At 69.9% G+C, this 12,334-nt stretch carries 8 protein-coding genes; 5 read left to right on the top strand and 3 right to left on the bottom strand.

What is annotated here, in order from left to right; genetic code table 11:
• Positions 1–257 precede the first annotated feature (257 nt).
• Together ACH4DZ_RS10905 and ACH4DZ_RS10900 are read right to left on the bottom strand one after the other, a co-directional pair.
• Positions 258–635 (bottom strand): WhiB family transcriptional regulator, encoded by a 378-nt coding sequence (locus ACH4DZ_RS10905; RefSeq protein WP_210880556.1) that lies wholly within the window; start codon positions 633–635, stop codon positions 258–260.
• 172 nt (positions 636–807) lie between these two features.
• Complete coding sequence (locus ACH4DZ_RS10900) at positions 808–1,503, bottom strand: DUF1707 domain-containing protein (protein WP_398286691.1); 696 nt, start codon at positions 1,501–1,503, stop codon at positions 808–810.
• 154 nt (positions 1,504–1,657) lie between these two features.
• On the opposite strand from ACH4DZ_RS10900, the gene ACH4DZ_RS10895 reads away from it, so the two are divergent.
• The 5 genes from ACH4DZ_RS10895 to ACH4DZ_RS10875 all read left to right on the top strand — a co-directional run bounded on the left by ACH4DZ_RS10895 (position 1,658) and on the right by ACH4DZ_RS10875 (position 9,836).
• Positions 1,658–3,346, top strand: a complete 1,689-nt coding sequence (locus tag ACH4DZ_RS10895) for a fumarate hydratase (protein WP_398286690.1) — start codon at positions 1,658–1,660, stop codon at positions 3,344–3,346.
• A gap of 189 nt (positions 3,347–3,535) precedes the next feature.
• A complete protein-coding gene (locus ACH4DZ_RS10890; RefSeq protein ID WP_398286689.1) occupies positions 3,536–4,921 on the top strand; it encodes a class II fumarate hydratase in 1,386 nt (461 codons plus the stop codon).
• A gap of 72 nt (positions 4,922–4,993) precedes the next feature.
• Positions 4,994–5,686 carry a DUF402 domain-containing protein gene (locus tag ACH4DZ_RS10885; RefSeq protein WP_398286688.1) on the top strand — a complete coding sequence of 231 codons (693 nt, stop codon included), beginning with the start codon at positions 4,994–4,996 and terminating at the stop codon, positions 5,684–5,686.
• A gap of 375 nt (positions 5,687–6,061) precedes the next feature.
• Entirely contained in the window at positions 6,062–8,203 is a 2,142-nt protein-coding gene (locus ACH4DZ_RS10880; RefSeq protein ID WP_398286687.1) for a SpoIIE family protein phosphatase, read from the top strand.
• Positions 8,204–8,372: 169 nt separating this feature from the next.
• Positions 8,373–9,836 carry a catalase gene (locus ACH4DZ_RS10875; protein ID WP_398286686.1) on the top strand — a complete coding sequence of 488 codons (1,464 nt, stop codon included), beginning with the start codon at positions 8,373–8,375 and terminating at the stop codon, positions 9,834–9,836.
• A 124-nt stretch (positions 9,837–9,960) separates the two neighbouring features.
• On the opposite strand, the gene ACH4DZ_RS10870 is transcribed toward ACH4DZ_RS10875, so the two are convergent.
• Entirely contained in the window at positions 9,961–12,252 is a 2,292-nt protein-coding gene (locus ACH4DZ_RS10870; protein ID WP_398286685.1) for a transglycosylase domain-containing protein, read from the bottom strand.
• Positions 12,253–12,334: the final 82 nt, after the last annotated feature.

The following is a 12,334-nucleotide window of genomic DNA, read 5'->3' as shown; positions in this document are numbered from 1 at the left end:
CGTCGTGGCTGGTCGCGCGGTTCCCCGCGCCCCTTTTTAGGCCGTGGGCATCTGCGGGGTCGTCGGGGTTTGGCGCGCCCCTTCCACGGCCGGTCGATGCCCGCGGGTGCGTCGTGGTTGAGCGCGCAGTTCCCCGCGCCCCTTTGAGGCCGTGGGCATCTGCGGGGTCGTGGGGGCTTGGCGCGCCGTTCCCCGCGCCCCTTTTGACGTCGTGGGGGCGCCCCTGGGTGGAGGGGCGGCCCGTCGCTCGTGTCGGGCTAGCCGGCCGCGGCTATCGGGCCCGGGGTTCGGGCTGTCTTCTGGAGGTCCAGGTCGCGGCGTCGGCGTCGGGCCAGGACCACGCGGCGCTCGGCGGCGGTGAGACCGCCCCAGACGCCGTACGGCTCGGGTTGCAGCAGTGCGTGTTCCCGGCACTCGATCATCACCGGACAGCGCGCGCAGACCCGCTTCGCCGCTTCCTCGCGGGACAGCCGGGCCGCGGTGGGTTCCTTCGAGGGTGCGAAGAACAGCCCGGCCTCGTCGCGGCGGCACACGGCCTCCGTGTGCCAGGGGGCGTCCTGGTCCCTCTCGCGCACCGGCACCGGCTGGGGCGGAACGGCAGCGACCTGCAGGGACTGATGCGGCGGATGCAGCACGGTCTACTCCTGACGACGGCTTCGCGAGCGAGAGACGATGCAGCAAGGCCTACCCGCTGTACGCGCGCCTATGCACTCGGTTCGCAAGCGCCGAAGATCCCGGCCGGTACCGGGCCGGGCACGAGCCCTCGCCCCGGACCGCATCCTTCCGGCCGTCGTGGATTCGCGACCGTCAATGTCCCAGATGTTTGCGCAACTTGGCGTTCACCTTGGCGCCGACCCGGTCGAGGATGTCCTCGATCAGCTTGCCCCGCTTGGGCTTGGCCTCGATGCTCCCCAGCACCGCCAGCCCGTCCACGTACACCACAGGGGCGTCCTGTTCGCCGGAGTCCAGCGTGTCCACCTCGAAGCTGCCGAGGACTCCGCCGCCGCTGCCGCGCAACGACACGTTCTCCGGGACGCGGACCTCGACGCTGCCGAACACCGATATCGCCTTGATCACGACCTGCTGGTGCTCGAAGATCGCCTCGCTGAGGTCTATCTCCACGCTGCCGAAGATCGCGTACGCGTGCGTGCGGCGGCCCACGCGCCAGCGGCCTCTGCGCACGGCCGCGCTGAACACCGCCACCACGTTCTCGTCGGCGACCGGGGGGATCGCGCCCGGGGCGGGCCGGTTGGGGGCCGTCGCGAACGCCCCCGACGGGCGGGGGCGGTGGGCCGCGGGCAGGTCCCGCACCAGCGGTTCCAGCTCGCCCACGGTCTTCGCGCGGAAGACCTCCTCGACCCGCTCCGCGTGCTCCTCCGCGGTGAGGCGGCCCTCGGCATGGGCGTCGCGCAGCATGTCCGCGATGCGGTCGCGGTCCGCGTCGGACGCGCGGAGGTCGGTGTGCTTCCGAAGGTCGGGCTCGGTGTGCTTCTGAAGGTCCACCGCAGCAGCGTACCCAAACGCGATAGATCGCGACTAGAGGGTGTGGATGACGAACTGAGCCTTACCTCACAAGCTCGATGTCCGAGGCAGGTTCTACGCTGGTGGCGCCGCCAACGGAGGCCGGCCGCTGTCTGTCGACGAAGGATTTGGCGAGATGCCGCATAATTCCCCCCCGCCCAGCCCGGCGTTCGCGTACACCGATCTGCTCCCCCAGGGAGAGGACACCACCCCGTACCGGCTGGTGACGTCCGAGGGTGTGTCCACCTTCGAGGCCGACGGGCGCACGTTCCTCAAGGTCGAGCCGGAGGCGCTGCGCACGCTCGCGGCCGAGGCGATCCACGACATCCAGCACTATCTGCGGCCCGCGCACCTCGCCCAGCTGCGGCGCATCATCGACGACCCCGAGGCGTCGGGCAACGACAAGTTCGTCGCGCTGGACCTCCTGAAGAACGCGAACATCGCGGCCGCCGGCGTGCTGCCCATGTGCCAGGACACCGGCACCGCGATCGTGATGGGCAAGCGCGGCCAGCACGTGCTCACGGCAGGAGGCGACGAGGCCGCCCTGTCCCACGGCATCCACGACGCGTACCTGAACCTGAATCTGCGCTACTCGCAGATGGCCCCGCTGACCATGTGGGACGAGAAGAACACCGGCTCGAACCTCCCCGCCCAGATCGAGCTGTACGCGGCCGACGGCGGCGCCTACAAGTTCCTCTTCATGGCCAAGGGCGGCGGCTCGGCCAACAAGTCGTTCCTCTACCAGGAGACGAAGGCCGTCCTGAACGAGGCCTCCATGATGAAGTTCCTGGAGGAGAAGATCCGCTCGCTCGGTACGGCCGCCTGCCCGCCGTACCACCTCGCCATCGTCGTCGGCGGCACGAGCGCGGAGTACGCCCTGAAGACCGCGAAATACGCGTCCGCGCACTACCTGGACGAGATTCCGGCCGAGGGTTCCGAGCTGGGCCACGGCTTCCGGGACAAGGACCTGGAGGAGAAGGTCTTCGAGCTGACGCAGCGGATCGGGATCGGCGCGCAGTTCGGCGGCAAGTACTTCTGCCACGACGTGCGGGTGGTGCGGCTGCCCCGGCACGGCGCGTCCTGCCCGGTCGCCCTCGCCGTCTCCTGCTCGGCCGACCGCCAGGCCGTCGCGAAGATCACCGCGGAGGGCGTCTTCCTGGAGCAGCTGGAGACGGACCCGGCGCGGTTCCTGCCCGACACCACGGACGAGCATCTCGACGAGGCCGGTGACGTCGTGCGCATTGACCTGAACCGGCCGATGGACGACATCCTCGCCGAGCTGACGAAGTACCCGGTGAAGACCAGGCTGTCGCTCTCCGGGCCGCTCGTCGTGGCGCGTGACATCGCGCACGCGAAGATCAAGGAGCGGCTCGACGCGGGCGAGGAGATGCCGCAGTACCTGAAGGACCACCCCGTGTACTACGCGGGGCCCGCGAAGACCCCCGAGGGGTACGCGTCCGGGTCGTTCGGGCCGACCACGGCCGGGCGCATGGACTCGTACGTGGAGCAGTTCCAGGCCGCGGGCGGGTCGAAGGTGATGTTGGCGAAGGGGAACCGGTCGCAGCAGGTCACCGACGCGTGCGGCTCGCACGGGGGGTTCTACCTGGGCTCCATCGGCGGGCCCGCCGCGCGGCTGGCGCAGGACTGCATCAAGAAGGTCGAGGTCGTCGAGTACGAGGAGCTCGGGATGGAGGCCGTGTGGAGGATCGAGGTGGAGGACTTCCCGGCGTTCGTCGTGGTCGACGACAAGGGCAACGACTTCTTCAAGGACCCGGCGCCGGCGCCTACGTTCACGTCGATTCCCGTGCGGGGGCCCGGGCTCTAGGGTTTTCGCCCCCGCCGCCCCTACCCGTCCCGTCACTGTGTCCTCAAACGCCGGACGGGCTGAAAGATTCACGGACGGGCTGGAAGGTGTCTTTCAGCCCGTCCGGCGTTTGAGGACCGGGGGTTCGGGGGCGGCGCCCCCGAGGCAGGGACGGGAATGGGCAGGGGCGGCGGGGGCGATATACCTGCTATGACCGACTACCGCATCGAACACGACTCCATGGGCGAGGTCCGCGTCCCCGCGGACGCGAAGTGGCGGGCCCAGACCCAGCGCGCCGTCGAGAACTTCCCGATCTCCGGGCAGCATCTGGAGCGCGCCCACATCGAGGCCCTGGCCAGGATCAAGGCGGCCGCGGCCAAGGTGAACGCGGGCCTCGGTGTGCTGGACAAGGACATCGCGGAGGCCATCCAGGAAGCGGCGGCCGAGGTCGCGGACGGGAAGTGGGACGCGCACTTCCCCGTGGACGTCTTCCAGACCGGTTCCGGCACGTCGTCCAACATGAACACGAACGAGGTCGTCGCCACGCTGGCGACGGAACGGCTCGGCCGGGACGTACACCCGAACGACCACGTGAACGCCTCGCAGTCCAGCAACGACGTCTTCCCCTCCTCCCTCCACATCGCCGCGACCGCCGCCGTCACCCGCGATCTCGTCCCGGCGCTCGACCACCTCGCCGCCTCCCTGAGCCGTAAGTCCGAGGAGTTCGCCGATGTGGTGAAGTCCGGGCGGACCCATCTCATGGACGCCACGCCGGTGACCCTCGGCCAGGAGTTCGGCGGGTACGCGGCCCAGGTGCGGTACGGGATCGAGCGGCTGGAGGCCTCGCTGCCGCGGCTCGCCGAGCTGCCGCTCGGGGGGACGGCCGTCGGAACCGGGATCAACACACCCCCCGGGTTCTCCGGAGCCGTGATCGCCGAGGTCGCGCGCACCACCGGGCTGCCGCTCACCGAGGCACGCGACCACTTCGAGGCGCAGGGCGCGCGGGACGGGATCGTCGAGACCAGCGGGCAGCTGCGGACCATCGCCGTGGGCCTCACCAAGATCGCGAACGATCTGCGGTGGATGGCCTCCGGGCCGCGTACGGGACTCGCGGAGATCAATCTGCCCGATCTGCAGCCGGGTTCCTCGATCATGCCCGGCAAGGTGAATCCGGTCATCCCCGAGGCCGTGCTGATGGTGGCCGCGCAGGTGGTCGGGAACGACGCCACGATCGGCGTCGCCGGCGCCTCCGGCAACTTCGAGCTGAACGTCATGCTGCCGGTCATCGCGAAGAACGTGCTGGAGTCCGTGCGGCTGCTCGCCAACGTCTCCCGGCTGCTCGCCGACCGGACCGTGGACGGCATCACGGCCAACCGCGAGCGGGCCCGCGAGTACGCCGAGTCGTCGCCGTCGGTCGTGACACCGCTGAACAAGTACATCGGGTACGAGGAGGCCGCCAAGGTCGCCAAGAAGGCCCTGGCCGAGCGGAGGACCATCCGCGAGGTAGTCCTGGACTCGGGGTACGTCGAGCGTGGCGACCTCACCCGGGAGCAGCTGGACGAGGCCCTGGATGTCCTGCGGATGACAAGGCCGTAACGTCGTCCGGCGAGCAGGCGAACCATGGCGCTTACCGCCGCGTCGTATGCCCCGGGCACCTAATATCTGTCCATGGCAGAGGGTGGAGCGGTGACACACGTGGAAGCGGGCGGTTCGGCGGCGTACTGGAACCCCGGGAGTCGGATCCTGTGGCGTTACCGGGAGAACGCCGGCGATCGCTTCCACATCGCGCGCCCCGTGACCGTCGTGCGGGACGACGGCGACCTGCTCGCCGTGTGGCTGGCCCCGGGGACGGAGTGCGTGAAGCCCGTCCTCACGGACGGCACCCCGGTGCACGCGGAGCCGCTGGAGTCCCGCTACACCAAGCCGCGGACGGTGCAGCGCGACCGCTGGTTCGGCACGGGTGTCCTGAAACTGGCGCGGCCCGGCGAACCCTGGTCGGTGTGGCTGTTCTGGGACCCGGGCTGGCAGTTCAAGAACTGGTACGTCAACTTGGAGGAGCCGCTGGCCAGATGGGCCGGCGGGGTCGACTCCGAGGACCACTTCCTCGACATCTCGGTGCACCCGGACCGGACTTGGGGCTGGCGCGACGAGGACGAGTTCGCGCAGGCCCAGCGGGACGGCCTGATGGACGAAGGGCTGGCCGCGCGCGTGGCGGACGCGGGGCGCGCGGCGGTCGACGTGATCCACCGCTGGGGTCCGCCGTTCTCGGACGGCTGGCAGCATTGGCGCCCCGATCCGGCCTGGTCCGTACCGTCCCTGCCCGACGACTGGGATCGCACGCCCGCGCACGTGTCCACATGAGACCCTTGATGCGCCCCCGTGGTAGAACCGTAGGATCGTCCTCCGCAACGGAAAGAACGAACAGTCAGGGTCGGTGCGCGACACCGTCGTTGAGGAGTGGTGGTCGGGTGGTGGGCGGGTGCGCCACGGCAACTCCCGCACAAGGCACTGTGCTTGACCGAACGTCACCGAGGGGCGGCAGGACGTGAGCGTGGGGTACGAGGGTCACAGCGGTACGACCCGGAGCCGGCGAATCAGGCTGTTCCCGCCGGTGTCCGAAGGTCATTCTTCTGAGAGGCTGTCTGATCACGCGGGGATTCTGTTCCTGGGACACGCATTCCGGGTATCGGGCTCTCTGCGGGACGAACTGCACGCACGGCGCGCAGCACCGGACGGATGGATTCGACACGCGTGACGGAGCACCCCACCTCCCATGAGCGCCGACAGCCCAGCGCTGCCAGGCCCACGGCCCCCGCGGACCCTCGCGGGGCGCTTCTGCGTACCCCGGAGCCGCCACCACAGGGCTCACCCGGTTTACCGGCGCAGGGACGGCCTGACGACACCCCCGATTCCTCGGGGGCCGTCGGCATGCCCGTTCCCGACGGCCAGGACCCGGTCGGCACGCCCGTGACCGCGGACGCGCAGGCCGCCGCAACAGGTGCGCCCACCGGTTCCGGGCCCGAGCACTCCCAGCCGTCGGCCACCGGACCGGCCGACGAACCCGATCCGCACCGGCCGCGGCCCCAGTCCCTGGGCGCCGGGTCCGGCGCGGAGCCTGCCGTCCAGCTGGGCGGCAAGGACCGTCGTACGGGACAGAGCCCGGCGCCCGGCGCGCCCATGCCCATGCGCCGGGACGGCGACCGGTTGCGCTTCGTGGGCGCCGCCACCCGGCGGATCGCCCGCGGCATCGACCTCGACGAGATCGTGATGGGGCTGTGCCGGGCCACCGTGCCGACCTTCTCGGACGCGATCCTCGTCTATCTGCGCGACCCGCTGCCGGTGGGCGACGAGCGGCCCACCGGCCCCGTCGTGCTGCGGCTGCGGCGTACGGACCGGATCCCCGAGGACCGCGACACCGAGGGCTTCCTGCTGCCCGCGCTGCAGCCCGAGCCCGACGTCGGCATCACCGCCGAGCTGTGCACCGTACGGCCCGGGGGCGCGCTGAACGAGGTGCTGCGCGGGGTGCGGCCCGTCTTCGCGGACGCGCCCGCCGCCCGGGCCGCCCTGCCCGAGCTGATCGGCGACGACCTGACCGTGCCCGGCGGCCAGCGCGCGATCCTCGCGCCGCTGCGCGGCCGGCGGCGGGTGATCGGTGCCGCGCTGTTCCTGCGCCGCCCCGACCGGCCCGCCTTCGAGACCGATGACCTGCTGGTCGCGGCGCAGCTCGCCACGCACAGCGCGCTCGGCATCGACAAGGCGGTGCTGTACGGGCGCGAGGCGTACATCGCCGACGAACTGCAGCGCACGATGCTTCCCGAGACACTGCCCCGGCCGACCGGTGTGCGGCTGGCGTCCCGGTATCTGCCGGCCGCCGAGACCGCGCGGGTCGGCGGCGACTGGTACGACGCGATCCCGCTGCCCGGCAGCCGGGTCGCCCTCGTCGTCGGTGACGTCATGGGCCACTCCATGACCTCGGCGGCGATCATGGGCCAGCTGCGCACGACCGCGCAGACCCTCGCCGGGCTCGACCTGCCGCCGCAGGAGGTCCTGCACCACCTGGACGAGCAGGCCCAGCGCCTGGGCACCGACCGCATGGCGACCTGCCTGTACGCGGTGTACGACCCGGTCGCGCACCGCATCACCATCGCCAACGCGGGCCATCCCCCGCCCGTACTGCTGCATCTGGGCGGGCGTGCCGAGGTACTGCGCGTACCGCCGGGTGCTCCCATCGGCGTAGGGGGCGTGGACTTCGAGGCGGTCGAGCTGGACGCGCCCGCGGGCGCCACGCTGCTGCTGTACACCGACGGGCTGGTCGAGTCGCGGCTGCGTGACGTGTGGACCGGGATAGAGCAACTGCGCGAGCGGATCGCCGCCACCGCCCAGCTGACCGGCCCGGACCATCCGCCGCCCCTGGAGGCGCTGTGCGACGAGGTGCTCGACATGCTCGGTCCGGGTGACCGGGACGACGACATCGCGCTGCTCGCCGCCCGCTTCGACGGGATCGCGCCGAGCGATGTCGCGCTGTGGCACCTGGACCCCGAGGACTCGGCGCCCGGCCGGGCCCGCCGGCTGGCCCGCAAGGCGCTGTCCCGCTGGGACCTGGAGGAGCTCACGGACTCCGTGGAGCTGCTCGTCAGCGAGGTCGTCACCAACGCCGTGCGGTATGCCACCAAGCCCGTCACGCTGCGTCTGCTCCGTACCGACGTGCTGCGCTGCGAGGTCGGCGACGACGTCCCGCAGCTGCCGCGGCTGCGGCAGGCGCGCGCCACGGACGAGGGCGGACGCGGCCTCTACCTGGTGAACAAGCTGGCCAGGCGGTGGGGCGCGACCCGGCTCAGTACGGGAAAGGTCGTCTGGTTCGAGTTGAACCACAGCTGAGGGGGTACCCCTGCGGCACGCCTCCCGGCAGTGACTCGGCGACCCCCGAAGCAAGCTGGAACAGCACCGGCATCGGACCCCGTCCACATGTTGCCGACATCCCGTCGGCGGAGTTGACTGCTGGGTGAGCGAAGCGATCGATCGACTCTTCTCGAACGGGAGGACGCGCGTGACGCAGGCACCCGACCAGGCTCCGTACACCACGAACAACGTCGGAATTCCGGTGGAGAGCGACGAACACTCGCTCACCGTCGGCCCCGACGGCCCGATCCTGCTCCAGGATCACTACCTCATCGAGAAGATGGCCCAGTTCAACCGGGAGCGGGTCCCGGAGCGGGTGGTGCACGCCAAGGGCAGCGGCGCGTACGGCTTCTTCGAAGTCACCAACGACGTCAGCCAGTTCACCCGGGCCGACCTCTTCCAGCCGGGGAAGCGCACGGACATGCTGGCGCGCTTCTCGACCGTCGCGGGTGAGCAGGGCTCCCCCGACACCTGGCGCGACCCGCGCGGTTTCGCCCTGAAGTTCTACACCGAGCACGGCAACTACGACATGGTCGGCAACAACACCCCGGTCTTCTTCGTCCGTGACACGATCAAGTTCCAGGACTTCATCCGCTCGCAGAAGCGCCACCCGGTGACCGGGCTGCGCAGCAACGACATGCAGTGGGACTTCTGGACTCTCTCGCCCGAGTCCGCGCACCAGGTGACCTGGCTGATGGGCGACCGGGGCGTCCCGAAGACGTACCGCCACATGAACGGGTACTCGTCCCACACCTACATGTGGATCAACGGCGCCGGTGAGCGGTTCTGGGTGAAGTACCACTTCAAGACCGATCAGGGCATCGACTACCTCACCCAGGCCGAGGCCGACGAGCTGGCCGGTTCGGACGCGGACAAGCACCGCCGTGACCTGTACGAGTCGATCGAGGCGGGGAACGCGCCGAGCTGGACCCTCAAGGTCCAGGTCATGCCGTTCGAGGACGCGGCGGACTACCGCTTCAACCCCTTCGATCTGACGAAGGTGTGGCCGCACGGCGACTACCCGCTGATCGACGTCGGCCGGATGGTCCTCGACAAGAACCCCGAGGACTACTTCGTCCACATCGAGCAGGCCGCCTTCGAGCCGTCCAACCTGGTGCCGGGCATCGGCCCCTCGCCGGACAAGATGCTGCTCGGCCGGCTCTTCTCGTACCCGGACACCCACCGGTACCGGATCGGCCCGAACTACGCGCAGCTGCCGCCCAACCGGCCGCACTCGGCGGTCAACTCGTACGCCAAGGACGGTCCGATGCGGTACGTGCCGTCGAACGCGGCGCGGCCGTACGCGCCCAACTCCTACGGCGGGCCCGCGGCCGACTTCGGGCGGTTCGGCGAGCCGGCGAGCTGGCAGACCGCCGGTGAGCTGGTGCGGGAGGCCACCCGCCGGCATCGCGAGGACGACGACTTCGGGCAGGCCGGGACGATGGTCCGGCAGGTGCTCGACGATGCTCAGCGTGAGCGGCTCGTGACGAACGTCAGCGGGCATCTGTCGGCCGATGTGTCGCCGCCTGTGCTGGAACGGGCCTTCCAGTACTGGCGCAACATCGACAAGGGGATCGGTGACCGGATCGCCCACGCGGTCAGGAAGGGATGAGTGCCGCGGTTTCGGTCTGAGCGCCGTTCTTGCTCGCGTCGGTGGGGAACTGCGGGCCCGTCGTGGCTGGTCGCGCAGTTCCCCGCGCCCCTTCAGGGGCGCCCCGGAAGGGGGCGGTCCCCGGTCAGTCGTCCGACTGGGGGTCGTCCGGGTCCGGGGGGAGTTCTATGCCGCCCGGGGACGACGGGGCGCTCGTCGTCGGGGTGGGTTCCTCCTCCGACGGGGTCACCTCCGGAGAGGACTCCGGTGGTGAGGTGCTCGTCGGCGGTCGCGTCGTCGGGTCCTCGGTGGACGGTTCCGCGGACGGGGTCGTCGGCGTGGGGGTGACCGTCGGCGTCGGGGTGGGCCTGACGGCCGCGCCCTGCTTCGTGTCCAGGTCGAACCTGGTCACGTCACCCATCGCGTCGAAGGTGTACGACGCCCAGATCTGCGCGGGATAGCCACCGCCGTTGACGCGGCCCTTGCCCGGCAGGAGGCCGGTGGCGCCCTGCATCGTCACCTGCGCGTGGGTCTTCGCGTCCTCGCCGAACATCCCCACCGAGGTGACCAGGTCGGGGGTGTAACCGGTGAACCAGGCCGACCTGTTGAAGTCGGACGTACCGGTCTTGCCGGCGACCTGCTGGCCGTCCCGGGCCGGGTTGTCACGTACCGACGTCCGGGCCGTACCGTCGTCGACCACGCCCGTCAGGATCGAGGTGACGGTGTCGGCGGCCTCGCGGCTGACGACCTGCTCGCCGATCGCGTCCGGGAACTTGACCGCGCGGTCCTTGTGCTCGACCGACTTGATGACGGCCGGGGTGACCTTCTTGCCGTGGTTGTCGAGGGTCGCGTAGACCCCGGCCATCTCCAGCGGGCTCGCGCCCATCGTGCCGAGGGTCTGGGCGGGCACCGACTTGACGCCCTCGACGTCCATGCCCAGCTCGCCCGCGGTCTTGATGACCTGGTCCATGCCCACATCGACGCCCATCTGCGCGAAGACGGAGTTGATGGACTTGTTCATCGCGGTCTGGACGTCGACGTCCCCGTAGTCGACGTCGTCCTCGTTCGGCGGGGAGAAGCCGACCTTCGTGCCGTCGTCGAGGACGGGACGCTTGCTGGTGCCGTCGTAGATCGTGTTCGCCGCGATCGGGTCGCCGTCCTGGGTCGTGGCGTCCTTGTCGACGGCCGCGGCCAGGATGACGGGCTTGAAGGTGGAGGCGGGCTGGTAGTCGCGGCGCGTCGCGTTGTTCGTGAAGTGCTTCACGTAGTCCACGCCGCCGTACATCGCGAGGACCCGGCCCGTCTTCGGGTCGACGGAGGCGGCGCCGGCCTGGATGTCGGCGTCCACGTCCCGCTTCTTCCCGTCGAGCTTGCTGGTCAGCTTGGCCTTGACGGCCTTCTCCAGCTGGGCCTGCTTCTTCTTGTCGATGTTCAGCGTGATGGTCCAGCCACCCGCCTTGACCAGCGTCGCGGCCTCGTCCATGTCGGAGGCCGTGCCCTCCTCGACAAGCTGCTTCTCCAGCGTCGAGTTGGCGGCCTCCACCAGGTAGCCCGCCTGGCCCTCCAAGCCGGGTGCGCCCTTGGGGTCCTTCGGCACGGGAAACGTCATGGCGTCGCGCTTGGCCGAGTCCAGCCAGTTCTCCTCGACCATGTTGTCCAGGACGTAGTTCCAGCGGTTCTTGACGAGTTCCTTGCTGGTGTCGCTCGCCACCGCCCAGTCGTACTGGCTCGGGGCCTGGAGCAGGGCGGCGAGATACGCGCTCTGGGCGACGCTGAGCTTGTCCGCGTCGACCCGGTAGTACGCCTGCGCTGCGGCCTGGATGCCCCAGGCGTTGCGGCCGTAGTAGCTGGTGTTGATGTAGCCCGCGAGGATGGCGTCCTTGGACTGCTGGCGGTCCACCTTCAGCGAGATGACCAGTTCCTTCAGCTTGCGCGTGACGGTCTGGTCCTGCGTGAGGTAGTAGTTCTTGACGTACTGCTGGGTGATCGTCGAACCGCCCTGCTTGCCCTTGCCGGACAGGGTGTTCAGCAGACCGCGGGCCGTGCCCCTCAGGTCGACGCCGGAGTCCTTGTAGAAGGACTTGTTCTCGGCGGCGACGAAGGTCATCCGGACGCCCTCGGAGACCTGCTCCAGATCGACCAGCTCGCGGTTGACCTCACCGTCGCGGGCCAGCGTGTCGCCGTTGGAGTACTTGTAGATGTTGCTCTGCTGCACCGCCGCCGCGTTCCCCTTGGGAACGTCGATCATCAGGTAGAGACCGATGAAGGCGGCCATCACGAGCAGGCAGAGACCGAAGAACGTGCCGAGGATCTTCTTCCAGGTGAAGAAACGGCGTATACCGCTCTTGCCGGCCTTGCCCTCCGCCTTGGACGAGCGTTTCGGCGCGCCGCGGTGTCCACCGCGCTGCCGCGCTCGTCTCTCATCCGCTCGTCCCATGGATACGTCCGCTCCGCTTCCGTCTCTCGTGTCTCACAGGTTCATCGCTCAGGTCAGCTCAGCAAACTAACACCGCAGCTGA

Source organism: Streptomyces sp. NPDC017991, from assembly GCF_044328075.1.
Classification (GTDB): domain Bacteria; phylum Actinomycetota; class Actinomycetes; order Streptomycetales; family Streptomycetaceae; genus Streptomyces.
The sequence above is the reverse complement of the archived record's forward strand: the minus strand, read 5'-3'. Positions and strand labels throughout refer to the sequence as shown.